The 23,018-nt window shown below is 63.5% G+C and carries 22 protein-coding genes; 15 read left to right on the top strand and 7 right to left on the bottom strand.

The features are described 5' to 3' along the window. Nucleotides 1-190: 190 nt before the first annotated feature. The gene (gene asnB / locus B7E02_RS06240) at nucleotides 191-2,113 is read left to right on the top strand and encodes an asparagine synthase (glutamine-hydrolyzing) (RefSeq protein WP_080794022.1); all 1,923 of its coding nucleotides are present in this window, start codon (nucleotides 191-193) and stop codon (nucleotides 2,111-2,113) included. Nucleotides 2,114-2,371: 258 nt separating this feature from the next. Here the strand turns inward: asnB and B7E02_RS06235 are convergent, their stop codons facing one another. After that, nucleotides 2,372-2,716: a HesB/IscA family protein gene (locus B7E02_RS06235; protein ID WP_080794020.1), complete on the bottom strand. Its 345-nt coding sequence runs from the start codon at nucleotides 2,714-2,716 to the stop codon at nucleotides 2,372-2,374. 316 nt (nucleotides 2,717-3,032) lie between these two features. Between B7E02_RS06235 and B7E02_RS06230 the strand changes: the two genes are divergently transcribed. Genes B7E02_RS06230 through B7E02_RS06215 form a run of 4 tightly spaced genes read left to right on the top strand, consistent with a single transcriptional unit; the run spans nucleotide 3,033 to nucleotide 6,217 of the window. Next, nucleotides 3,033-3,761, top strand: coding sequence for a DUF3043 domain-containing protein (locus tag B7E02_RS06230; protein ID WP_143336664.1), 729 nt, complete (start codon nucleotides 3,033-3,035; stop codon nucleotides 3,759-3,761). Nucleotides 3,762-3,766: 5 nt separating this feature from the next. Further along, on the top strand, nucleotides 3,767-4,297 hold the full coding sequence (locus tag B7E02_RS06225; RefSeq protein WP_080794018.1) for a bifunctional adenosylcobinamide kinase/adenosylcobinamide-phosphate guanylyltransferase: 531 nt from the start codon (nucleotides 3,767-3,769) through the stop codon (nucleotides 4,295-4,297). Between the two features lie 34 nt (nucleotides 4,298-4,331). Next, on the top strand, nucleotides 4,332-5,387 hold the full coding sequence (gene cobT / locus B7E02_RS06220; RefSeq protein ID WP_080794016.1) for a nicotinate-nucleotide--dimethylbenzimidazole phosphoribosyltransferase: 1,056 nt from the start codon (nucleotides 4,332-4,334) through the stop codon (nucleotides 5,385-5,387). A gap of 2 nt (nucleotides 5,388-5,389) precedes the next feature. Beyond that, complete coding sequence (locus B7E02_RS06215; protein ID WP_080794014.1) at nucleotides 5,390-6,217, top strand: adenosylcobinamide-GDP ribazoletransferase; 828 nt, start codon at nucleotides 5,390-5,392, stop codon at nucleotides 6,215-6,217. Nucleotides 6,218-6,220: 3 nt separating this feature from the next. On the opposite strand, the gene B7E02_RS06210 is transcribed toward B7E02_RS06215, so the two are convergent. Then, a complete protein-coding gene (locus B7E02_RS06210) occupies nucleotides 6,221-6,943 on the bottom strand; it encodes an SDR family NAD(P)-dependent oxidoreductase (protein ID WP_080794012.1) in 723 nt (240 codons plus the stop codon). Between the two features lie 99 nt (nucleotides 6,944-7,042). Continuing rightward, nucleotides 7,043-8,155 carry a branched-chain amino acid aminotransferase gene (locus B7E02_RS06205; RefSeq protein ID WP_080794011.1) on the bottom strand — a complete coding sequence of 371 codons (1,113 nt, stop codon included), beginning with the start codon at nucleotides 8,153-8,155 and terminating at the stop codon, nucleotides 7,043-7,045. A 133-nt stretch (nucleotides 8,156-8,288) separates the two neighbouring features. Between B7E02_RS06205 and B7E02_RS06200 the strand changes: the two genes are divergently transcribed. Next, on the top strand, nucleotides 8,289-9,824 hold the full coding sequence (locus B7E02_RS06200) for a leucyl aminopeptidase (protein ID WP_080794009.1): 1,536 nt from the start codon (nucleotides 8,289-8,291) through the stop codon (nucleotides 9,822-9,824). Here the strand turns inward: B7E02_RS06200 and B7E02_RS06195 are convergent. Then, nucleotides 9,821-10,216, bottom strand: a complete 396-nt coding sequence (locus B7E02_RS06195) for an oxidoreductase (protein WP_080794008.1) — start codon at nucleotides 10,214-10,216, stop codon at nucleotides 9,821-9,823. The two genes, B7E02_RS06200 and B7E02_RS06195, sit on opposite strands and share 4 nt — an antisense overlap. 126 nt (nucleotides 10,217-10,342) lie before the next feature. On the opposite strand from B7E02_RS06195, the gene sucB reads away from it, so the two are divergent. The 5 genes from sucB (at nucleotide 10,343) to B7E02_RS06170 (ending at nucleotide 16,776) form a co-directional block, all read left to right on the top strand. Further along, nucleotides 10,343-12,076, top strand: a complete 1,734-nt coding sequence (gene sucB / locus B7E02_RS06190) for a 2-oxoglutarate dehydrogenase, E2 component, dihydrolipoamide succinyltransferase (protein WP_080794006.1) — start codon at nucleotides 10,343-10,345, stop codon at nucleotides 12,074-12,076. Between the two features lie 102 nt (nucleotides 12,077-12,178). Further along, nucleotides 12,179-12,922 (top strand): lipoyl(octanoyl) transferase LipB, encoded by a 744-nt coding sequence (lipB, locus tag B7E02_RS06185; RefSeq protein WP_080794472.1) that lies wholly within the window; start codon nucleotides 12,179-12,181, stop codon nucleotides 12,920-12,922. Nucleotides 12,923-13,035: 113 nt separating this feature from the next. Then, a complete protein-coding gene (gene lipA / locus B7E02_RS06180) occupies nucleotides 13,036-14,082 on the top strand; it encodes a lipoyl synthase (protein ID WP_080794004.1) in 1,047 nt (348 codons plus the stop codon). A gap of 210 nt (nucleotides 14,083-14,292) precedes the next feature. Continuing rightward, nucleotides 14,293-15,075 carry a DUF4191 domain-containing protein gene (locus B7E02_RS06175; RefSeq protein WP_080794002.1) on the top strand — a complete coding sequence of 261 codons (783 nt, stop codon included), beginning with the start codon at nucleotides 14,293-14,295 and terminating at the stop codon, nucleotides 15,073-15,075. A gap of 108 nt (nucleotides 15,076-15,183) precedes the next feature. Then, nucleotides 15,184-16,776, top strand: coding sequence for an aspartate:alanine exchanger family transporter (locus B7E02_RS06170; RefSeq protein WP_080794000.1), 1,593 nt, complete (start codon nucleotides 15,184-15,186; stop codon nucleotides 16,774-16,776). Between the two features lie 33 nt (nucleotides 16,777-16,809). On the opposite strand, the gene B7E02_RS06165 is transcribed toward B7E02_RS06170, so the two are convergent. Then, entirely contained in the window at nucleotides 16,810-17,283 is a 474-nt protein-coding gene (locus B7E02_RS06165; RefSeq protein ID WP_080793998.1) for an RDD family protein, read from the bottom strand. 233 nt (nucleotides 17,284-17,516) lie between these two features. On the opposite strand from B7E02_RS06165, the gene glnA reads away from it, so the two are divergent. The 3 genes from glnA (at nucleotide 17,517) to B7E02_RS06150 (ending at nucleotide 21,179) form a co-directional block, all read left to right on the top strand. After that, a complete protein-coding gene (gene glnA / locus B7E02_RS06160) occupies nucleotides 17,517-18,953 on the top strand; it encodes a type I glutamate--ammonia ligase (protein WP_080793996.1) in 1,437 nt (478 codons plus the stop codon). Between the two features lie 334 nt (nucleotides 18,954-19,287). Then, nucleotides 19,288-19,791, top strand: coding sequence for a gluconokinase (locus tag B7E02_RS06155; protein WP_080793993.1), 504 nt, complete (start codon nucleotides 19,288-19,290; stop codon nucleotides 19,789-19,791). After that, complete coding sequence (locus B7E02_RS06150) at nucleotides 19,788-21,179, top strand: GntT/GntP/DsdX family permease (RefSeq protein WP_080793991.1); 1,392 nt, start codon at nucleotides 19,788-19,790, stop codon at nucleotides 21,177-21,179. Before B7E02_RS06155 ends, B7E02_RS06150 begins: the two co-directional genes overlap by 4 nt. An 83-nt stretch (nucleotides 21,180-21,262) precedes the next feature. Here the strand turns inward: B7E02_RS06150 and B7E02_RS14060 are convergent, their stop codons facing one another. Continuing rightward, nucleotides 21,263-21,430, bottom strand: coding sequence for a hypothetical protein (locus tag B7E02_RS14060; RefSeq protein ID WP_143336662.1), 168 nt, complete (start codon nucleotides 21,428-21,430; stop codon nucleotides 21,263-21,265). 479 nt (nucleotides 21,431-21,909) lie between these two features. On the opposite strand from B7E02_RS14060, the gene B7E02_RS06145 reads away from it, so the two are divergent. Next, complete coding sequence (locus B7E02_RS06145) at nucleotides 21,910-22,428, top strand: PRC-barrel domain-containing protein (RefSeq protein ID WP_080793988.1); 519 nt, start codon at nucleotides 21,910-21,912, stop codon at nucleotides 22,426-22,428. Here B7E02_RS06145 and B7E02_RS06140 read toward each other — a convergent pair. Next, nucleotides 22,425-22,958 (bottom strand): NUDIX hydrolase, encoded by a 534-nt coding sequence (locus B7E02_RS06140; RefSeq protein ID WP_080793985.1) that lies wholly within the window; start codon nucleotides 22,956-22,958, stop codon nucleotides 22,425-22,427. The genes B7E02_RS06145 and B7E02_RS06140 overlap by 4 nt on opposite strands. Nucleotides 22,959-23,018: the final 60 nt, after the last annotated feature.

Below are 23,018 nucleotides of genomic sequence, written 5' to 3'. Positions count from 1 at the left end.
CGCACCCCCGGGTGGGCGTCGAAACGCTAAGGGCCCGCTCGGTGCTCAGCGGCGCCCCGGCACGCGGGCCGAATTCCGGCGAGCCGGTTTCACCCGCACCCGCTTCGGGCCGTATCGTGGAACCGTTACGTTAGAGTGCCCTGCGTTTCTTTCCCCGGGGTGCGGAATTCTTCAGGAGGAACACCGACTCATGTGCGGCCTTTTAGGCATTTTGACAGCAGATGGAAACGCCGCTGACTTCGTTCCGGCTCTGGAGCGTGCACTTCCGTGCATGCGACACCGTGGCCCCGATGCCGCTGGAACCTGGCACGATACGGATGCTGCCTTCGGATTCAACCGTCTCGCCATCATTGATATCGCCCATTCCCACCAGCCCCTGAGGTGGGGTCCGGAGGGTGAGGAGGACCGGTATGCCCTGACCTTCAACGGCGAGATCTACAACTACGTCGAGCTGCGCCAGGAGCTTCAGGAACTCGGGTACTCCTTCAATACCTCCGGTGATGGCGAAACCATCGTCGTCGGCTTCCACCACTGGGGGCGGGATGTGGTGGAGCACCTGCGCGGGATGTTCGCCTTCGCGATCTGGGACACCACCGCACGTTCGATGTTCCTCGCGCGTGACCAGTTCGGCATCAAGCCGCTCTACTGCGCCACCACGGACGCCGGAACCATCTTCTCCTCCGAGAAGAAGACCATTCTGGAGATGGCCGCGGAGTTCGGTCTGGATCTCAGCCTTGACCGGCGGGCCATCGAGCATTATGTCGACCTCCAGTACGTCCCGGAGCCCGAGAGCCTCCACGCCAGTATCCGCCGCCTGGAATCCGGCTGCACCGCCACCATCACACCCGGCGGCACCATGGAACAGCGTCGCTACTTCAAGCCGAGGTTCAATGTCCGTCCCGTCGCAGAGGGTAAGGAACAGCAGCTCTTCGATCGGATCGCCGATGCCCTCCAGGACAGCGTCGCCAAGCACATGCGTGCCGATGTGACGGTCGGTTCCTTCCTCTCCGGCGGTATCGACTCGACCGCGATCGCGGCGCTGGCGAAGAGGCACAACCCCGACCTGCTCACCTTCACAACCGGCTTCGAGCGCGAGGGCTACTCCGAGGTCGATGTCGCCGCGGAGTCCGCCGCTGCCATCGGCGCCGAGCACATAGTCAAGATCGTCTCACCGGAGGAGTACGCCTCCGCCATCCCGAAGATCATGTGGTACCTGGACGATCCGGTGGCAGATCCTTCACTTGTCCCGCTCTTTTTCGTCGCCGCGGAGGCACGCAAGCATGTCAAGGTCGTGCTCTCCGGCGAGGGTGCCGATGAACTCTTCGGCGGCTACACCATATACAAGGAACCGCTCTCCCTGGCACCCTTCGAGAAGATCCCCTCCCCGCTGCGCAGGGGCCTCGGTAAACTCAGCCGCGTCCTACCCGAGGGAATGAAGGGCAAGTCCCTTCTCGAACGCGGTTCGATGACCATGGAGGAGCGCTACTACGGCAATGCGCGCTCCTTCAACTTCGAGCAGATGCAGCGCGTGATTCCCTGGGCACGCCGCGAATGGGACCACCGCGAGGTCACCGCCCCGATCTATGCCCAGTCCCGCGGCATGGACCCGGTTGCCCGCATGCAGCACCTTGACCTATTCACCTGGATGCGTGGGGATATCCTGGTCAAGGCCGACAAGATCACCATGGCAAACTCACTCGAGCTCCGCGTTCCCTTCCTGGACAAGGAGATTTTCAGGGTCGCCGAAACCATCCCCCATCAGCTCAAGATTTCCCACGGCACCACGAAGTACGCGCTGCGCAAAGCCCTCGAGGAGATTGTTCCAGCCCATGTCCTGCACCGCAGGAAACTCGGATTCCCGGTCCCGATGCGCCACTGGCTCGCCGGCGACGAGCTCCACGGGTGGGCACTGGACACCATCAATGAATCCCAGACCGAGGACATCTTTGACAAGGCCGCGGTCCTGGCGATGCTCAGGGAACACCGTGAGGGAGTCTCCGATCACTCCCGCCGACTGTGGACCGTTCTGGCGTTCATGGTCTGGCACGGCGTCTTTGTGGAAAAGCGCATCGACCCGCAAATTGAACAGCGCGACTACCCGGTGCGCCTGTAGTCCCCACCGGGTACTACTCACCGGGTCACATTCACGTACTGCTCACCGGGTAGTACCCACCGAGTAGGCAGCACGGGGTGTGGCCCTCCGGGGCCACCCGCGGCAGATCAGCGGAACCCGGGACGAAGCAACGGCTCTGCTGCCTCCACCGCGACCGTCCGCCTCAATGAGAGGTGACGGTCTGCAGGGATAGCGCAGAGCCGTTTCCGTATCTCCCCGCCCGCGGCCGCTTGTCCACCGGTGGGGGTCACACATCCTTTAGTTGAAGGAGTCACCGCAGGCGCAGGAGCTGCCCGCATTCGGGTTGTCGATGGTAAATCCCTGCTGCTCGATGGAATCGGCGAAATCAATCTGCGCGCCGAGCAGATAGGGGGTGCTCATCTTGTCCACGACCAGACGCACGCCTCCGACGACATCCTCTTTGTCGCCGTCGAGGGTGCGGTCGTCAAAGTAGAGCTGGTAGCGCAGTCCGGAACAGCCTCCCGGCTGAACGGCGATGCGCAGGGCGAGGTCATCGCGTCCCTCCTGGTCGATGAGGGCCTTGGCCTTGGATGCAGCCGCATCGGTCAGGATTACGCCGGTATTGGTGGATGGTGCGGTCATCGCTTGTATCTCCTTAACTTGTCGGCCCGATGGGACCGGTACTTCAATGCGTGGCTCGAAGTCTACTCTTGTCCGCCTCGAGGGGAAAAGGACAACCTCCGCCACACCTGGCCTCCTCCGCCGTCGGAACCCGGGGATCGGTGGGCAACCGGGGCGTCAAGGAACTCCTTCGTGTACAAAGCCCAACCGGGGCCTCCAACGAACGCCGATGGCAGCCTCCGATGAGAAATCCCGATTGCTCTTCCTGTCCACATACAACGCCACACACACCACCCCTATTCCCGAATTCGCGCCATTTGCTTGTAGCCTGTTCATTGTGAAACTTCCGTGGCAAAAAGACGCACCCTCAGACAACCAAGGCTCATCCGACGAGAATTCGGGCGCCGTAGCCGGATCACCGTCCGCCGAGGGTTCGGGGGAGGCCGGGGCCACGAAGCCGAAGGGCTACACCCCTCCCAAGGGTCGGCCGACTCCGAAGCGCAGGGAGGTGGAGTTCGAGCGCGGCATCATCCATGGTCAGTCACTCGCCCCCACCGAAACCTCGGCCCAGGCGCGGCAGAAGCGCAAGGAACTGAAGAGTTCCATGTCAAAGGAAGAATATAAGGCCTACAAGAAGCGGGAGCGCGACGCCCGGTTGAAGCGGCAGCGCGACGCCCAGGCCGCCATGGACCGCGGCGACGAGGCCTATCTCATGGCCAGGGACAAGGGCGAGATCCGGCGCTTCGCCCGCGACTGGGTCGATTCTCGTCGGTTCATCTCCAACTTCGTCATGCCCGTTGCCATCGCACTGCTGGTGATCATGCTCCTGGGCACCACCTTCCCCGAGATTGCGGCGACCTCATCGATGTTCGCCATGCTCCTGATGCTGGTCTTCCTCATCGAGGGCGTCAGCATCGGCCGCCGGGTGAACAAGGCCACCCGTGCAAAGTTCCCGGAGACCACGGAGACAGGTTTCGGTCTGGGCTACTACGCCTACTCCCGTTCCGTGCAGCCCCGAAAGTGGCGTACCCCCCGCGCACGGGTGGAAATCGGCGCGGACGTCTAGCATCCATGCGCACCCTGGTGCTCGGTGGCGCCCGGTCGGGCAAGTCGGTGTTCGCCGAGGACATCGCCGGCCCCGGCCCGGTCGTCTATGTCGCCACGGCGCGGCCGTGGCCCGGCGATCAGGATTTCGCCGAGCGGATAGCGATCCACGCCGGACGCCGTCCGGATTCCTGGACCACGGAGGACACCACCGATCTCGTTGAACTCCTCGGGACCCCGGTGCCGGGCACGATGCTTGTCGACGACCTGGGCACCTGGTTGACCACCGCCACCGATCGGTGCGGCGTCTCCGCGTGGGAGCAGGAGGTCCCCGCGCTGACCGCGCGGATCCGGGCTCTCACCACCGCCGTCGCGGCCTATGAAGGTGGCGATCTCATTCTGGTCTCACCCGAGGTGGGTATGGGTGTGATTCCGGAGCACAGGTCGGGTCGGGTGTTCCGTGATCGGATAGGCACCCTCAATCAGGAAATCGCCGGGCTTTGTGATCGCGTTGTGCTTGTAGTGGCAGGACAGGCGCTAGAGTTGAAAAGGTTTTAGAAATCCGCTTCATCTGACTTGAGGAGTTTCGAACATGGTTCCTGCCGAACTGTTCGCGCGTGTGGAGTTCCCGGACAAGGAGGCTCTCGCACGGGCACAGGAGTACCAACGGCAGCTGGCCAAGCCCGCTGGCTCACTTTCCCGCCTGGAGGAGCTCGGCTGTTTCATATCCGCCTGTCAGGGTCAGGTTCCGCCGCGGCGCATTCAACGGCCCCGGGTGGTCGTGTTCGCCGGCGACCACGGAATCGCCACCAAGGGTGTGTCCCCCTACCCCTCCTCCGTCAGCCTCCAGCAGGCGGAGAACATGAAAAACGGCGGGGCCGGCATCAACGTCATCGCCAGGGCCTCCGGAGCCGATGTGCGTGTGGTCGACGTCTCCCTCGATCACGAGGCCTGGGGTGATGAACGGGTCTCGCGGTCCTGTGGCTCCATCGACTTCGAGGACGCCATGACTCCCGAGCAGGTGCTGCGGGCAATTGAGATCGGAAAACGGATCGCGGACCAGGAGATCGATTCCGGTGCGGACATCCTGATCCCTGGCGATCTCGGGATAGGCAACACCACCCCGGCGGCAGCGCTCATCGGAACCTTCACCCTGGCCGAGCCCGCCGTTGTCGTCGGCCGCGGTTCCGGTGTCGATGATGAGGGCTGGAAGCGAAAGATCTCCGCGATCCGCGATGCGATGTTCCGGGTGCGGGATCTGCGGCAGGACCCCATCGCCATCGCCCAGAAGATCTCCTCCCCCGACCTCGCCGCCATGGCCGCGTTCATCGCGCAGGCCGCGATCAGGCGCACCCCGGTGATCCTTGACGGAGCGGTGGTCACCTCCGCCGCGCTGCTGGCCAACAAACTCGCCCCCGGCGCCAGGAGGTGGTTCATCGCGGGCCACCGATCGAAGGAACCCGCCCACTCGATCGCACTCGATGCCCTCGGGCTGACCCCGCTGCTGGATTTCGGCATGTGGCTGGGTGAGGGCGCAGGGGCCGCGGCGGCGCTTCCGCTGGTGAAGATGAGCGTCGACATCATGATCGATATGAACACCATGGCCTCAGCCAGCATCGATGACCGCACCGACTCCACCACCGCATAACGGTGTCCGGAAAAGGCCGTTTCCAGGAGGGTGAGCACGGCCCCGCTGTGGTCGAGGGTGTGACCACCGCGTTGAGCTGGTTGAGTATCCTGCCCTTTTCCGGCGCATCCGCCTTCGACCGGATCACCGGCGCCAGGGTGATGGCCTCGATCCCGGTTGTGGGCATGGTGTTCGGGGTGTTCACCGCCATCGTGCTGGGACTGCTCAACCTGGCCGGGGTCCCCTCGCTGCTGTGTGCCACCCTGACCGTGGTGATGTGGGAGCTGCTCAACCGGATGATGCATCTCGATGGCCTCGCCGATGTCGGCGACGCCCTCGGTTCCTATGCTCCGCCCGCCCGTGCCCGGGAGATCCTCGCGGATCCCCAGACCGGCCTCATCGGCTTCAGCGCGGCGCTTTTCTCACTTCTCGTCCAGATCGCCTCGGTCTCTGCGCTGATCGACACCTCCTCGGCATGGATGGTGTGTTTCATCCCCGCGTATTGCCGCCTGGGAGGGCAGGTCCTCGCCCGGAGCGGCCGCCGGCCGCTCTCCCCCACCGGTTTCGGTGCGATGCTCATCGGAACGGTGCGACCCTGGTGGATTCTGGCGTGGTGGGCGGGGCTGGGGGCCATCTCCACCGCCACGGCGATGCTCCTGGGCCAGAGTGGGACCTTCTGGATTCCGGCTGCGGCGGCCCTGGTGATCTGCCTGGTCTCGGAGGTGCTCGGCCGTCACTTCTCCAGGCGGTTCGACGGTGTCAACGGCGATTGCATCGGTGCCTGCGTGCATATCAGCGCCGCGGTGGCCGCGGCGGTGTGTGCCCTCGGGGCGTCGATAGTGTCCCTTTAGTTTCTAGATCTGGTCGCGGGGCACCACCCGCATGGAGTCGATGTTGACGTGCGGGGGCAGGCTCGCGACCCACCGCACCGTTTCCGCAATATCGTCAGCGGAAAGGTTGAGCACATCGTCGTAGACGGCCTTCGCCTTCTCCGCGTCACCACCGAAGCGGACGAGGGAGAACTCCTCAGTGGCGACACGGCCCGGATCGATCTCCGTGACACGCAGGGTCTGCGAATGGGTCTCCAGGCGCAGCACGCGCGTCATGGCGGCCACCCCGTGTTTGGCGGCGTTGTATCCCGCCCCACCCGCATAGGGGACATGGGCGGCCACGGACCCGATGTTGACAATCAGACCGTCAGCTGCGATCAGGCGGTCCATGAAGGCCCTGGTCATGCGCAGGGTACCCAGCACATTGGTCTCGTACATCCACGTCCAGTCCTCGAGCCTGGCATCGTGGATGCTGTCGAGTCCCTTGGCGCCACCGGCGTTGTTGACCAGAAGATCAATGTCACCCACCGCCTCCGCGAGACCGGACACCGATTCATCGGAGGTGACATCGAGCACGTGCGGGGTCGCACCGATCTCGCCTGCGAGCGCCTCCAGGCGGTCAACCCGCCGTGCGGCGATGATCACCTGCCACCCGTCGGCGGCCAGCGCCCGTGCCGTGGCTGCCCCGATCCCGCTGGATGCACCGGAGACCAGTGCGGTCTTCTTCTTCTGCGAATTCTCAGTCATACCCACAATCATGGCATTGCGGGGCACGGGCTCGCAGAAAGTACCCGGCAAACTCTGGCGGGGCCGCGGAAGACTCGCGCCCGCCGCGTGTCCCGCCGCCTACTTGACCAGGGTGTGCAGCCAGTGATGGGTATCGGGCACCGTGCCGTGCTGGATGCCGGTGAGCGTCTCCCGCAGCTTCATGGTGATCTCTCCGGCCTCGTTGTTGTTGACCGTGAAATCGCCGTGCCTGGACTTGACGGTACCCACCGGGGTGATCACCGCCGCCGTGCCGCAGGCGAACGCCTCCGACATGGCACCCGAGCGCGCATCCTCCTCCCATTCGGAGGTGGAGATCCTGCGCTCCTCAACCTTATAACCGAGGTCCGCGGCGACCTGCAGCAGCGAATCGCGGGTGATGCCGGGGAGGAGGGATCCGGACAGTGAGGGGGTAACCAGGGTGATTTCATCCCCGTTGTCACCGTCACGGTAGATGAATCCGAGGTTCATGCCACCCATCTCCTCGATGTAGCGGTGCTCGATGGCGTCCAACCACACAACCTGATCGCAGCCCTTTTCCTCCGCCTGTTGCTGCGCCAGCAGTGATGCCGCGTAGTTTCCAGCGAACTTCGCGGCCCCAGTGCCCCCGGGGGCGGCACGGACATAGTCCTCGCACAGCCAGACGGACACCGGCTTGATTCCCCCCGAGAAATAGGCGGCGACCGGGGAGGCGATGACGATGAATTTGTATTCATTCGCCGGATGGACTCCCAGGGACACCTCGGAGGAGATCATGAAGGGCCGCAGGTAGAGGGAGGCCTCACCTCCAGCGGCCGGGACCCAGTCGCGGTCGATGTCCACCAGGAGTTCCAGCGCCTTGATGAAGGTCTCCGTGGGGAGCTGCGGCATGGCCAGTCGCGCAGCGGAACGCTGCATCCGCTCGGCGTTGGCATCGGGGCGGAAGGTCCTGATTGAGCCGTCCTCGTGGCGATAGGCCTTGATTCCCTCAAAAATCGCCTGACCGTAGTGAAACACCGTCGTCGCGGGATCCATCTGGAGAGGTGCGTAGGGCGCCACCTGGGCATTGTGCCAGCCCTGCTGCTCGTTCCAGTCGATGGTCACCATGTGGTCGGTGAAGAACTTTCCGAACTTCGGCTCGGTCAGGATTTCCTTCAGACGATCGGGTGACGTCGGATTATCAGTGGGGGTCACGGTGAATTCGATAGACGTCATGGTGATAAAAGTACACCGCCGACCGTCGCCGGGCAGCAAAGGATGGACCTTAGTGCCGGCACGAACAATGTGGCTAGGCTTGAGACCAATTGCACGTATGTGTGCACAGGAGCACCGAAAGGACGTTTTATTTATGGCTAAGAACCCCGCCCCCACCACGGCACCCCGGAAGGTGGCCAGGGACGCCGGCCTACCGGTGAGGGGAGAGACCGCCGAACTTGTGCTGTCCAAGAAGCTCCCCAAGTCCACCGGGGCGGTGATCATCGCGATCTTCGCCGGGGAGGATGACACCATTGAACTCGCCGGCAGCACCACCCTTGACTCGATCTTCAGTGATAAGCAGCAGGCCCAGATCCTCAGGCAGTTGGAGGCCGTCGGTGCCACCGCGAAGAGAAACGAGATCACCCGCGTCCCGGGCATTGAGGGCGTGACCTCCGTGATCGCGGTGGGTCTGGGCAAGGCGGAGGAGCTTGACGACGAAACCCTCCGCCGTGCCACCGGGTCGGCGGCACGGTCACTCAGGGGCGTGGAGGTAGCGGCGACGACCATCGGCGATCTCGGTCTGGCCGCCGCTGTGACAGGTTTCGGCCTGGGCTCCTACTCGTTCAAGGGATTGCGCAGGGAAACCGGGGAACCGGAATCACCGGCCCCGAGCATTCACTTCCTCGGCGGGGACAAGTCCGAGTTCGTCACCGCACAGGTGATCACCGAATCAGTGATCTTCGCCCGCGATCTGGTCAATACCCCCTCGTCCCATCTGTATCCGGAGTCCTATGCGGTCATAGCAGCCAACGAGGCGGCCAAGCACAATCTCGATGTTGAGATCCTCGACGAGAAGCAGCTCGAGGCCGCGGGCTACGGTGGCATCCTCGCCGTGGGCAACGGCTCATCCCGCAAGCCCCGTCTGCTCAGACTGACGTGGAAGGGCAAGAAGTCCGCGAAGTCCGTGGCACTGGTTGGCAAGGGCATCACCTTCGACACCGGCGGCATCTCCCTCAAGCCCGGCGCCAACATGGACAACATGATTTCAGATATGGGTGGCTCGGCGGCGATGATCGCCAGTATCATCGCGGCCGCACGACTCAATCTCAGGATCAATGTCACCGCCACGATCCCGATGGCCGAGAACATGCCCTCCGGCGATGCCTTCCGTCCGGGCGATGTGATCACCCACTACGGCGGAATCACCTCCGAGATCCTCAACACAGATGCGGAGGGACGGCTGATCCTCGCCGACGCCATCGTCCGCGCCTGCGAGGACAACCCCGACTACCTCATCGATGCCGCGACCCTCACCGGCGCGCAGCTGGTGGCCCTCGGTATCCGCACCGCCGGGGTGATGGGCACGGCCGAGTTCCGCGATCGGGTCGCCCTCACCGGCCGGGAGGTCGGTGAACAGGCATGGGCGATGCCGCTGCCTGAGGAACTCGATGAGGAGATCACCTCGCCGGTCGCCGATCTGCGGAATGTCACCAACTCGCGCTTCGCGGGTATGTCTGCGGCCGGTCGCTACCTGCAGGAGTTCGTCGCCGATGGCGTCGAGTGGGCCCACGTCGATATCGCGGGCCCGGCGTACAACACCGCGGGCGCCTACGGCTACACGCCCAAGCGTGCCACCGGAGCACCGGTTCGGACCTTCGTGGAACTGCTCTCCGAACTGGCCGACTAGAGGTCCGGATGCTCGCCGCGCTCAAATTTCGCGCGGCGGGCCTTCTGCTCCTCACGTTTGCGCAGAATGCGTTCGTATTCGATCCTCTCACGCATGCGCTGGGGGTAGCCCGTCTCCTCGACGTCGTACACCGGAACACCGAGTTTCTTGATGATCACGTCGATGCCCTTGGGGCCGCCGATCCGGCGTCGGACGAACACACCACGGTCGTCGACAAGCACCACGGACATCTCGTTGACCAGGGTTTCCGGTTCAATAAACGCTTCCACAAAGGGCTTTTCCCTCACCCATCCCAGGAGGAATTCAAGGTCCTCTGGGCGGACGGTCTCGCCGGGACCACGGGCGGGACGGAGGTTGGATCGGGGCTTCTTCCGACCGAAAAAATTGAACACGTCCCCAATTGTAGGGGGCAACTTTCCCGCCTCCAATGACCCGAAGTCCACACCGATCAATTGAAGTCGGTATTCTTTTGGCTATTAGTTCTTTTTAACGACACGACTTTCGAGGAGTCTTACACAATGGCGTTCTCTGTAGAGATGCCCGAACTGGGCGAATCAGTTACCGAAGGAACAATCACCCAGTGGTTGAAGTCCGTCGGTGACACCGTTGAGGTTGATGAGCCATTGCTCGAGGTCTCAACTGACAAGGTCGACACCGAGATCCCCTCCCCGGTCGCCGGTGTAATCCTTGAAATCAAGGCAGAGGAAGACGATACCGTCGACGTCGGCGGAGTCATCGCCATCATCGGTGATGCCGACGAATCCCCCGAGTCCTCCGATGATTCCCCCGCCGAGGAAGCCACGGAAACCGAGGCCCCCAAGGAGGAAGCCCCCAAGCAGGAGGAGGCCCCGAAGGCCGAGGCAGCGGCATCCGGAGAATCCACCGATGTGGAGATGCCCGAACTGGGCGAATCCGTCACCGAGGGCACCATCACCCAGTGGCTCAAGGCCGTCGGCGACACCGTCGAGGTCGATGAACCCCTGCTCGAGGTCTCCACCGACAAGGTCGACACCGAGATCCCCTCCCCCGTCGCCGGCACCATCATCGAGATCCTCGCCGACGAGGATGACACCGTCGACGTCGGCGCAGTGATCGCCCGCATCGGCGACGCCTCCGCGGCCACCACCGAGGCACCGAAGAAGGACGAGCCCAAGCAGGAGGAGGCCCCCAAGGAGGAAGCCCCCAAGCAGGAGGAGGCCCCCAAGAAGGAGGAAGCCCCCAAGGAGGAAGCCCCCAAGGCTGAGGTTCCGAAGACCGAGGTTCCGAAGACCGAAGCTCCGAAGAGGGAGGAGTCTCCGAAGAAGTCCGAGGCTTCCGCCTCCGGCGACAACGTCCCCTACGTCACTCCGCTGGTGCGCAAGCTCGCGGAGAAGCACGGTGTCGATCTGAACACCGTCACGGGCACCGGCATCGGTGGCCGCATCCGTAAGCAGGATGTCCTCGCTGCCGCCAACGGCGAGGGCACCGAGGTCATCGAGTCCGCTCCGAAGTCGGCCGCCTCCACCAAGTCCGTGGATCCGGAGAAGGCCAAGCTTCGCGGAACCACCCAGAAGGTCAACCGTATCCGCGAGATCACGGCCAAAAAGACGGTCGAGGCCCTGCAGATCTCCGCGCAGCTGACACAGCTGCACGAGATCGACATGACCCGAGTGGCGGAACTGCGCAAGTCCAGCAAGCCGGCCTTCCAGCAGAAGCACGGAGTGAACCTGACCTACCTTCCGTTCTTCGTCAAGGCGGTTGTCGAGGCCCTGGTGTCCCACCCCAATGTCAACGCCTCCTACAACGCCGAGACGAAGGAGATGACCTACCATGAGGCCGTCAACATCTCGATCGCGGTGGATACCCCTGCCGGACTCCTGACCCCGGTCATCCACAATGCGCAGGATCTCTCCCTGCCCGAGATCGCGAAGGCGATCATCGACCTGGCGGACCGTTCGCGCAACAACAAGCTCAAGCCGAAGGATCTCTCGGGTGGCACCTTCACCATCACCAACATCGGATCCGAGGGCGCCCTGTCCGACACCCCGATCCTGGTACCGCCGCAGGCGGGCATCCTTGGTACCGGTGCCATCGTCAAGCGTCCAGTGGTGATCACCGAGGATGGCATCGATTCCATCGCCATCCGCCAGATGGTCTATCTGCCGCTGACCTACGACCACCAGGTCGTCGACGGTGCCGATGCCGGTCGCTTCATGACCACCATCAAGGACCGTCTCGAGACCGCCAACTTCAAGGGTGATCTCGAACTCTAGTGACCATTTCACCTATCCGGCCGCCGACCCCGTGTTCATCACGGGGTCGGCGGCCGGGCTTTTGTCCCCGGGAGACAGCCGTGGAGTATGGTTGTTGCCATCATGACAGCACCACGTGATCCCTTTTTCCCGGCCGACCGCTCCATCAGGGCCTCTCAGGATCCCATTGAGATACAGCAGCTGGGCACCGTCGACTACCGAGAGGCCTGGGACTATCAGGCAGGGCTGGCCGCGCGGCGGGCCCGTGGAGAGATCGGGGATCAGATTCTGATCCTCGAACACCCCTCGATCTACACGGCGGGAAAGAGAACGCAGCCGGAGGATCTGCCCACCAACGGTCTCCCCGTGATCAACGCCGACCGGGGTGGCCGGATCACCTGGCACGGACACGGCCAGCTGGTGATGTATCCGATCATCAAGCTCGCCGAGCCCATCGACGTCGTGGACTATGTCCGGCGGCTCGAGGAGGCGCTGATCCACGTCGTCCGGGAGATCGGCGTCGCCGATGCGGGCCGGATCGATGGCCGTTCCGGGGTGTGGGTGCCCGCACACGACGGATGGGTGGACAGCAAGGTCGCCGCCCTGGGGATACGGGTGACCCAGGGGGTGACCATGCACGGACTCGCGCTGAACTGCAACAACACACTCGACTTCTATGCGCACATCGTCGCCTGCGGCATCGCGGATGCCGGGGTGACCACCCTCTCCCGTGAGCTCGGCTACGATGTGGGCGTCGATAAGCTCAGTGCCCCGCTGGTCACAGCGCTTGATGATGCGCTCGCCGGACGCCTGAGCGTCGCCGACCACAGTTTCGGCAGCGCCCCCGACCCCACCAAACGGGGGTAGCCCACCCGGGGCCGGAGGAATTAGGCCCCACCCCGTTGGCGTTGAGAAACACTGAACCCTTCCGGCCAGTTCCGGAGCATTCGATCAATATTGAAAGATGTAAGGTTGCTTTTGTGACTACCGCACCCGAAGGACGCAGACTACTCCGCGTCGAGGCCAGAAACTCCAAATCCCCGATCGAGACCAAACCCAAGTGGATCAGGAACCAGGTCAAGAACGGGCCCGAGTACCGGGACATGAAGGAACGCGTCGCCGGAGCTGCGTTGCACACCGTGTGCCAGGAGGCAGGCTGCCCCAATATTCACGAGTGCTGGGAATCCCGGGAGGCGACATTCCTCATCGGGGGTGCGAACTGTTCGCGTCGCTGCGATTTCTGCATGATCAATTCCGCGCGCCCCGAACCGTTGGACCGCGGCGAGCCCCTGCGCGTCGCGGAGTCCGTGCGCGACATGCAGCTGAACTACTCCACCATCACCGGCGTCACCCGCGATGACCTCGATGATGAGGGCGCCTGGCTGTATGCGGAGGTTGTGCGCAAGATCCACGAGTTGAACCCCCACACCGGGGTGGAGAACCTCGTCCCCGACTTCTCCGGCAAGAGGGATCTGCTGCAGGAGGTCTTCGAATCCCGGCCGGAGGTGTTCGCACACAACGTGGAGACGGTGCCTCGCATCTTCAAACGGATCCGACCCGCCTTCCGTTATGAGCGTTCCCTCGACGTGATCCGTCAGGCCAGGGATTTCGGCCTGGTGACAAAATCGAACCTGATCCTGGGCATGGGTGAGACCAAGGAGGAGATCACCTCCGCACTGCAGGATCTCCACGATGCCGGTTGCGACATCATCACCATCACCCAGTACCTGCGGCCGGGTCCCCTCTTCCACCCCATCGAGCGCTGGGTGAAGCCGGAGGAATTCCTCGAGCACGCCGAATCCGCCACGGACATGGGATTCGCGGCCGTCATGTCCGGACCGCTGGTACGCTCCTCATACCGTGCCGGTCGCCTGTATGCGCAGGCGCTGGCCTTCCGTGGCGAGCAGCTTCCCGAGCACCTGTCCCATCTGGAGGACACCTCCGGTGGCTCCACCGCGCAGGAGGCCTCCACGCTGCTGCAGCGCTACGGCGCCTCGGAGGACACACCGGTGGCGGCGCGGGTGTAGCCCCTCCCCGTGCGTCCCGCGGTGTCCGGCACCTCCGATTTACTCGGGGGTGCTCTTTTCCGGGTCCCGTACCTCCACGGTGGCGGCTGCCTGGGTCCGCGCCCGACACCCCTTCATGCCCCCCTTCTGCCCCCTTTACCCACGCACGCCGGACACCGGCGTGCGTGGGTACGTTTTCAAGTACGGGGGCCATCGCCTATTGTTAAGTTCATGGCAGACGCAAGCAAGCAGGCGGATAAAGCCGCCAAGAAGCAGGTCAGGGCGGCGAAGAAAGCGCAGCGCAAACAGACTCGGTCACAGATGTGGCAGGTGTTCAATATGCAGCGCAAACAGGACAAGGCGCTCATACCGCTGATACTCCTGTCGGTCATCGGCATCCCGCTGCTGCTGTTCCTCATCGGGCTGATCTGGGGTGGCCAGTGGTGGATGCTGCCCATCGGTATCGCGCTGGGCATTGTGCTTGCCATGTTCATTTTCACCAGGCGCGTCGAGCGCGACGTGTACAAGCGCGCCGAGGGACAGCAGGGCGCCGCTGGTTGGGCCGTGGAGAACCTGCGATCCGGGGTCGGCATGACCTGGAGGACCAAGACCGCCGTCGCAGTGACCACCCACATGGATGCGGTGCACCGCGTCATCGGTCTGTCCGGCGTGGTGCTGGTCGGCGAGGGTTCCCCACACCGCCTCAAGCCGCTGATGGCGCAGCAGCGCAAGCGTCTCAACCGCGTCGCACCCGGCGTGCCGGTATACGAGATCATCACCGGTGAGGGCGAGGGGCAGGTCCCGATCGCCAAACTGCAGCGTGAGCTGGTCAAGCTTCCGCGCAACTACCGCAAAAACGACGTCGCCTCGCTGGCGGCCCGCATCGAGGCCATGGACAGCACCGGCGCCGGAGCCGGAGCGGCGCTTCCCAAGGGGCCGATGCCCAAGGGCGCCAAGATGTCCGGCATGAATCGCCGTGCACGTCGCCAGGCTGAGCGCAAGGGCGAAGCCTAGGTTCGTCGGTGTCGGCCATTCTGCTTATGTGGTGCATCCCTTCCGGGGGTGCACCCTTTTTTGATCACAGTCACATTATTGCCCCGCCGCAGATGCCATGATTAGTGCGTGAGTCTTCTTGTAGAGAATCAGCTCCTGGCCCTGGTGTCCATCATGGCGGTGGGACTGCTGCTGGGCAGGATCCGCATCTTCGGGTTCCGGCTCGGTGTGGCCGCGGTGCTCTTCGTCGGGCTCGCCTTCGCCACCATCGAGCCCGATATCACCATCCCACCCCTGATCTACGTCATCGGCCTGTCACTGTTCGTCTACACCATCGGCCTCGAGGCGGGTCCCGGTTTCATCACCTCGCTGCGATCGACGGGGGTCCGCAACAACGGTCTCGCGCTGGGGGCGATCGCGGCCACCACGGCCGCCGCATGGGCACTGATCACGCTTTTCGACGTCAACGCCGCCACCGGCGCCGGCCTGCTGACCGGCGCGCTGACCAACACACCCGCCATGGCCGCCGTGGTGGAGTCCCTTCCCGCGGAACTCGAGGGGTTCCCCGTCGTCGCCTATTCACTGACCTATCCCCTCGGGGTCCTGATGGTGATCCTCTCGATCGCCGTCCTGTCCTCGGTGTTCAAGGTCAACCACGCCAAGGAGGCGGAGGAGGCGGGGGTGGCCATCAAGGAGCTCTACGGCAGGCGGCTGAAGGTCATCCGTGATGATCTCCCCGCCATCACCAACATCCCGGGATTGTTCGGGCTCCACGTGATCATCTCCCGCGTCGAGCGTGACGGTGAGCAGTTCATCCCGGAGGAGGGCGACCGTGCCGAGCCCGGTGACATCTTCACCGTGGTCGGTGATGAGGACGAGCTGGCCAGGGCGGAGAAACTGATCGGTGACATCCTCCCGGGCGACCCCTACAGCGGCGAGGAGCTGCATTTCCGGCGGATCTTCGTTTCCAATGAGGATATGGTCGGTACCCCGCTGCACCGGCTCCGCCAGCGATTCAACGGCATGTTGATCACCCGGATCCGCCGCGGGGACACCGATCTGGTCGCCGAACCCGAGATGACCCTGCAGCTGGGTGACCGCGTTCGCGTGGTCGCGCCCGCCGATCGGATCGACGAGGCGACCCGTACGCTGGGTGATTCCTACAAACGCATCTCCGACTTCAACATCGTTCCCCTCGCGGTCGGCCTGGCGCTGGGTATCTTCGCGGGAATGATCGAGTTTCCGCTGCCCGGCGGTGCCGCGCTGAAACTCGGCAACGCGGGCGGTCCGCTGATGGTCGCACTCGTCCTCGGTGCGCTGGGCCGCACCGGTCCCCTGGTGTGGCAGGTGCCCTACGGGGCCAACCTCGCACTGAGGCAACTGGGGATCACGATGTTTCTCGCAGCCATCGGCACCACCGCGGGTGCCGGGTTCAGAACCGCGCTCAGCGATCCCGCATCCCTGCTGATCATCGCCGTGGGCGCGGTGCTCACGCTGTTGATCTCGCTGATCGTCCTCATCGTGGGCCACCGCATCTTGGGCATTCCCTTCGGCGAGGCCGCCGGGATCCTCGCCGGCACCCAGACCCATCCCGCGGTGCTGTCCTATGTGTCGGAATCAACCAGGAACGAACTCCCCGCGATGGGCTACACCTCCGTCTACCCCATATCGATGGTGGGAAAGATCATCGCTGCGCAGGTCCTGCTCTTCGTGCTGATGTAGCACCCGGCTGGTCGTGGCCGGGTGGGGCGGGTGTCAACCGTAGATGACCGCGGTGCCGGTGGCCTTGTCGTGGAGTCCGCGACCATCGGGGTCGACCATCACGGCGGGCAGGATGAGCACGGTGAACAGCGGACGCACCAGTGAGCGCCACCATCCGACCCGCGCCTCCGCGTCGATGCGCGCCACTCCCATGCCCAGCATCGCCTGGCCGGGGGTGCGGGCGAACAACCACACGCTGAGCCAGCCGAGGATCGCGAAGATGATCAGCGTGGAGGTGGCGACATCACCGAGCGCCTTGGTGAAGGTGCTCAGTGCGATGGCGAGGATCCAGGCGATGATCCAGTCAATGGCCACTCCACCGCAGCGCCTGGCCACCGACACCAGCGAGCCGGGACCACTCTGGGGCAGGCCGAGCTTCTCTCCCGGCCAGCGGCCGGGGGCATCCGGATCTTCGTTGTCCGCCGGGATCTGGGGGCCTTCGAGCCAGCTTCTTTTCGGATTCGCCATGGAACTCAATGTATCCAATACGGGGTGAAAGCGGAAACGGGATTTCCGGCTCAGATTTTCCTCGACTTTTCCGGAAATTCCGGGTCAAGTTTTGATAGAACGACAGATAATGACGTATACTGAACTCTGTCGTAAGGACTACATCTGAAAACGAGTCTACTACTTGTGATGCGTCCTCCGGTAGACCAACCGGAGACAAAAACCCTGATAGCCCATGTCAATGAGGAGTCACCGTGGCGTTCAACACCCCGGAAGAAGTTACCAAGTTCATCAAGGATGAGAATGTCGAGTACATCGACGTCCGATTCACCGACGTTCCCGGAATCGAGCAGCACTTCACCATCCCGGCCTCCGCATTCGATGAGGACGCCATCGAGGAAGGTCTGGCATTCGACGGATCCTCCGTCCGTGGTTTCACCACCATCGACGAGTCCGACATGAACCTGCTGCCCGACCTGGCCACCGCATCCATCGATCCCTTCCGCAAGGCCAAGACGCTGAACATGAAGTTCTTCGTCCATGATCCCTTCACCCGCGAGGCCTTCTCCCGCGATCCCCGCAACGTCGCCCGCAAGGCCGAGCAGTATCTGGCCTCCACCGGCATCGCGGACACCTGCAACTTCGGCGCCGAGGCCGAGTTCTACGTCTTTGACAAGGTCCGCTACTCCGCCGAGATCAACAAAGCCTTCTACGAGGTCGACTCCGACGAGGGCTGGTGGAACCGCGGCGAGGAGTTCAACATCGACGGATCCCCGAACCTTGGATCCAAGACCCGGATCAAGGGCGGCTACTTCCCCGTGGCGCCCTACGACCAGACCGTAGAGCTCCGCGATGACATCTCCCGCAACCTCACCGCAGCGGGCTTCAAGCTCGAGCGTTTCCACCACGAGGTGGGCACTGGCGGACAGCAGGAGATCAACTACCGCTTCAACACGCTGCTGCATGCCGCGGACGATATCCAGACCTTCAAGTACATCGTCAAGAACACCTCCGCGCTGCACAGCAAGGCCGCGACCTTCATGCCGAAGCCGCTCGCCGGTGACAACGGTTCGGGCATGCACGCCCACCAGTCGCTGTGGAAGGACGGTAAGCCGCTGTTCCATGACGAGTCCGGTTACGCCGGCCTCTCCGACACCGCCCGCTACTACATCGGCGGAATCCTGCACCACGCAGGCGCCGTGCTCGCCTTCACCAATGCGACCCTGAACTCCTACCACCGCCTGGTACCGGGCTTCGAGGCTCCCATCAACCTGGTGTACTCGCAGCGCAACCGCTCGGCTGCCGTGCGTATCCCGATCACCGGTTCCAACCCGAAGGCCAAGCGCATCGAGTTCCGTGCACCGGACCCCTCAGGCAACCCCTACCTGGGATTCGCCGCCATGATGATGGCGGGCCTGGACGGTGTGAAGAACCGCATCGAGCCGCACGCACCGGTGGACAAGGACCTCTACGAGCTGCCCCCGGAGGAGGCCGCGTCCATCCCGCAGGCCCCCACCTCGCTCGAGGCGTCCCTGAAGGCACTGCAGGAGGATTCGGACTTCCTCACCGAGTCCGATGTCTTCACCGAGGATCTCATCGAGTCCTACATCGCCTACAAGTTCGATAACGAGATCACCCCGGTTCGCCTGCGCCCGACCCCGCAGGAATTCGAGATGTACTTCGACTGCTAAAACAGCAGCCTATCGACGCCAGGACCGCTGGCCCCACCGTGTGGTGGGGCCAGCGGTCTTTTTGTCGCGCCATTGCGGCGGGGGTATGCGCACCACCCGCAATCCTTTAGGTATTACCTTTTAGGATCGGATGATCTATGCTTGATTGATAGCAGTCACAACAGACAAATAATGTTGCTCGCATCACTATTAAAAAATACTGTCCAGACGAAAGCGCAAGCCATGTCACCCAACATCAACCTCCCCGCCCCCTCCACCCCACCTGAACTCGCTTTCCACTGCCCCCTCCACCCCACCTGAACTCGCTTTCCACTCCCCTGTCCACATCATCGTCATGGGAGTCAGCGGAAGCGGAAAGACCACGATCGCGCAGCGGATCCATGAACTGAGCGGATTTCCCTATGCCGAGGCCGATGACTTCCACCCGGTGGCGAACAAGGAGAAAATGTCATGGGGAATCCCCCTCGAAGACGAGGATCGCTGGCCCTGGCTGGAAATCATGAGGGACTGGGCCGGCGAGCAGGCGGCCGCGGGACACTCGACGGTCATCACCTGCTCCGCCCTCAAACACTCCTACCGCGAACTGCTCCGACAGGCACAGGGCCGGGTCGTATTCTTCGAACTCGACGCAGGCACCGAAGTACTCACGGATCGGATGGCTCAGCGCGCGGGCCATTTCATGCCCACCTCACTTCTCGAATCCCAGTTGCGCGATCTCCAGCCGCTGCGCGCCGGCGAACTCGGCAGAAGGCTCGACGCCACGCTTCCCCCCGGCGCCCTCACCGCGGAGATTCTGCACACCCTGAACGACTACCACAAGGAGGGACTACTCCCATGATCACCCACGTCCTCGCTGCGGAGATGGCACAGCAGTCACCAGGCAGGCTCGTCTTCGCCACGGTCTTCAGCATCGCGCTGATCGTCGCCCTCATCGTCTGGGCCAAGCTCCATCCCTTCCTCAGCCTCATGATCGGCTCCGCGGCGCTGGCACTGACTGCCGGCACCCCCGTGGTAGAGATGTTCTCCTCATTTTCCAGCGGCTTCGGTTCCACGCTGGGAAGTGTCGGCGTCCTGGTGGCGCTGGGCGCCGTTATCGGCGGTTTCCTCGTCAGTTCGGGCGCTGCCGACTCCATCGTCGACACCTTCCTCAGCCGCACCACCACACGCTGGCGCCCCTGGGTGATGGCGGGACTGGCCTTCCTCATGGGCATCCCCCTGTTCTTCGAGGTCGGTATCGTCCTGCTGATTCCGGTTGTGATCCTGGTGGCACGACGTTCGAAGACTCCGGTGATCCTGCTCGGAATCCCCGCCCTCGCCGGGCTGTCTGCCCTGCATGCGCTGGTGCCACCGCATCCGGGTCCGCTGCTGGCCATCGACGCCCTCGAAGCCGATCTGGGACTCACACTCGCCCTCGGTCTGCTCGTCTCCATTCCCGTCGTCATCATTTCCGGCCCCATCGCCGCGCGTTTCATGGTGCGCTGGGTACCCATCGAGGCTCCGCTGAACACCCCGGGCGGATCGGCGGCCGACACCGGCGATGGGGACGGGCAACGCAGCCGTCCCTCCGTCGCAGCCGGCTTCTTCGTCATCCTCCTCCCGGTCGCGCTCATGCTCTCCCGCACCCTGGTGGAGACACTCGAGGTTCCCGAGGGCACCATCGTGCGCACCACCTTCGATGTGCTCGGCACGCCCCTGAACGCACTGTTGATCACCGTACTGGTGGCCATGGTCCTACTGGGGTTCATGCAGGGACGCTCCGCACAGGACTCCTCCAACGTGGTCAGTGGCGCCTTCGGCCCGATCGCCGGTGTTCTGCTGATCGTCGGTGCCGGCGGAGGCTTCAAACAGACCCTGGTCGATACCGGTGTCGCGGAGGTGGTGGGCAACTGGGTGCAGGCAGCTCCACTCTCGCCCCTTGTCACGGCATGGCTCGTCGCGGTGTTCATCAGGTTGGCAACGGGGTCGGCGACCGTGGCCACGATCACGGCCGCCGGAATCATGGCCCCTGTTGTCGCCGATGCAGGCAGCGTGGAGGCAGCGCTGATGGTGCTGGCGATCGGCGCCGGTTCCGTCTTCCTCTCCCACGTCAATGATGCCGGTTTCTGGCTGGTCAAGGAATACTTCGGGATGACGGTCGTGCAGACCTTCAAGACCTGGTCCGCGATGGAGACCCTGCTATCGGTCACCGGGCTCCTCGGCGTGCTGGCACTGAGTCTGGTGCTATAGCTAGCCCGAACACGAAAAAGACGGCCGGCGCAACCCCCTCCACGGGGTGCGCCGGCCGCCGTTGTACAGGCGTATGAGCGGTGCTAGATACCAATCAGTTCTGAGGCGACGACATCGGAGACACAGATGGTGCCGTCGGGTTCGCCGCGGGAGGCGAGGAGTTTGTCGGCGTTGATGATCACTTCGAGCTGCCGTTCCAGGGTGAAGGTCTCCCAGACCTTCATTTCATTAGCGCGAACCCGCAGACCCATGACGAACTCCTCTCAACAACAAGCCAAACCAAGGTGGTTCAGTTCACATTTTCTATTCAATGCGTTATAACTCATCCTAGGCTGCGGTCGGAAGCAAGTGAAGCCGGAGGAGTCAAAATCCCCCGAAACCACCCCCGAACAGGTGAAATACGAGGAAAGGCTCATGTTTGCTTCAGTGCCACAGGTTCCGCTCCCAAACATAACGGGGGTACTGCTCGGGTGGGAGCTACCCCACAGCGACCAGCGGGGCGACCACCGCCCGTCCCAACCCGAGTTTGATTCATGCACCCCCACCGGTCCGTGTCTCCACCCCGTCGCTTTGCCGGAATCACCTGAACAGGGGCTGGCTCCATTGAGGAACCGACCGCAGGACCACCCCCGTCCATGTACTCGGGCAACGGTCACCGAGCTTCCGGAACCATCTCCCTGAACTAGGGTCGGAAGCACATATCCCCCACACACAAGGATCGAGTTGAATCATGACCGAACCAGTCACCAACCAGGAAGACATCCGCGCGATCTTCAACGCCACCGCATATGACAGCTCCGGCGAGAAACTGGGTTCCATCAGCGAAATCTACCTCGACGACCAAACCGGAACCCCCACCTTCGCGGAAGTCAGTCACGGCCTCTTCGGCCTCTCCGCGAGCCTCGTTCCGCTAAGGGGAGCGTCACTGGAGGGAACCACCCTCAACCTCGGCTTCTCCAAAGACGCCATCCGGGACGCCCCCGATATCGACAACGCCGCCGGACTGAACCGGGAGCAGCAGGAAACGATTCACGGGCACTATCAGCTGACGGAAACCCCGGACTACCGCTCATCATGGGCGACCGCGGACGCCGCGCCCGGTGCCCAGATATCGGATCCGGACACCACCGTCGGCGAGGAATCCCAGGTCGAGGGTAAGGCTCCCGGCGATTTCGACCGTGGCGATCGCATTATTTCGCGTCGCTACGTGATCGAGGAGACCGAGGTCATCGAGAGGCTCGATCCCTAACGACGCCTCTTTTCAAAGCCCATCCGCGGGGCGAAACCCTGCGGATGCTTCAACTGGGCGACCGCATCGGCGATGACCATGCGGAAGCGTTGGTTGCTGACCGGCATATGGGAGATGGGGAACCACCCCACCTCGGTATTCTCCCCGTCCGCGGGGAAGGGTGCGTCGCTCTCGCCCACCACCACGCATCGCATCGCGGTGTCCATGAAGCGGCACCGGTCCCCGTTGGGATAGATGACCGGACCGACGGCCCCGACGCCGAGCAGCGCCTCCGCCGACACGTGAAGTCCGGTCTCCTCGAGCACCTCCCGCACGGCGCCCGCATCGGGCTGCTCACCGGGATCGCAGATGCCGGTGGGGGGTGTCCACTCCCCCGTGTCCACCCGCCTGACCAGCAGGACATCGGGCACGACATGGAAGGGCGATCCCGGTGGGACATCCCTGATCACCACGGCCGTGACGCCGGGGAGCCACAACTCCTCGTTTCCGATACGCGCGCGCAGGTTGACAATGAACTCCGGTGTCGACATACCTATACTCCCCTGTCCTGTGGCTCGACTGCGCGGTCCACACTACACCCCCGCAGTTTG

The sequence above is a fragment of the Corynebacterium pacaense genome, assembly GCF_900169525.1.
Taxonomy (GTDB): domain Bacteria; phylum Actinomycetota; class Actinomycetes; order Mycobacteriales; family Mycobacteriaceae; genus Corynebacterium; species Corynebacterium pacaense.
The sequence above is the reverse complement of the archived record's forward strand: the minus strand, read 5'-3'. Positions and strand labels throughout refer to the sequence as shown.

Bases quoted from the DNA above. Each gene is read 5' to 3' on its own strand.
- B7E02_RS06210 (WP_080794012.1), bottom strand. From the start codon at position 6,943: ATGACTGAGAATTCGCAGAAGAAGAAGACCGCACTGGTCTCCGGTGCA.
- sucB (WP_080794006.1), top strand. From the start codon at position 10,343: ATGGCGTTCTCTGTAGAGATGCCCGAACTGGGCGAATCAGTTACCGAA.
- B7E02_RS06150 (WP_080793991.1), top strand. From the start codon at position 19,788: ATGATCACCCACGTCCTCGCTGCGGAGATGGCACAGCAGTCACCAGGC.
- B7E02_RS06165 (WP_080793998.1), bottom strand. From the start codon at position 17,283: ATGGCGAATCCGAAAAGAAGCTGGCTCGAAGGCCCCCAGATCCCGGCG.
- B7E02_RS06205 (WP_080794011.1), bottom strand. From the start codon at position 8,155: ATGACGTCTATCGAATTCACCGTGACCCCCACTGATAATCCGACGTCA.
- B7E02_RS06200 (WP_080794009.1), top strand. From the start codon at position 8,289: ATGGCTAAGAACCCCGCCCCCACCACGGCACCCCGGAAGGTGGCCAGG.
- B7E02_RS06145 (WP_080793988.1), top strand. From the start codon at position 21,910: ATGACCGAACCAGTCACCAACCAGGAAGACATCCGCGCGATCTTCAAC.
- asnB (WP_080794022.1), top strand. From the start codon at position 191: ATGTGCGGCCTTTTAGGCATTTTGACAGCAGATGGAAACGCCGCTGAC.
- B7E02_RS06155 (WP_080793993.1), top strand. From the start codon at position 19,288: ATGGGAGTCAGCGGAAGCGGAAAGACCACGATCGCGCAGCGGATCCAT.
- B7E02_RS06175 (WP_080794002.1), top strand. From the start codon at position 14,293: ATGGCAGACGCAAGCAAGCAGGCGGATAAAGCCGCCAAGAAGCAGGTC.
- B7E02_RS14060 (WP_143336662.1), bottom strand. From the start codon at position 21,430: ATGGGTCTGCGGGTTCGCGCTAATGAAATGAAGGTCTGGGAGACCTTC.
- lipB (WP_080794472.1), top strand. From the start codon at position 12,179: ATGACAGCACCACGTGATCCCTTTTTCCCGGCCGACCGCTCCATCAGG.
- B7E02_RS06225 (WP_080794018.1), top strand. From the start codon at position 3,767: ATGCGCACCCTGGTGCTCGGTGGCGCCCGGTCGGGCAAGTCGGTGTTC.
- B7E02_RS06140 (WP_080793985.1), bottom strand. From the start codon at position 22,958: ATGTCGACACCGGAGTTCATTGTCAACCTGCGCGCGCGTATCGGAAAC.
- B7E02_RS06235 (WP_080794020.1), bottom strand. From the start codon at position 2,716: ATGACCGCACCATCCACCAATACCGGCGTAATCCTGACCGATGCGGCT.
- cobT (WP_080794016.1), top strand. From the start codon at position 4,332: ATGGTTCCTGCCGAACTGTTCGCGCGTGTGGAGTTCCCGGACAAGGAG.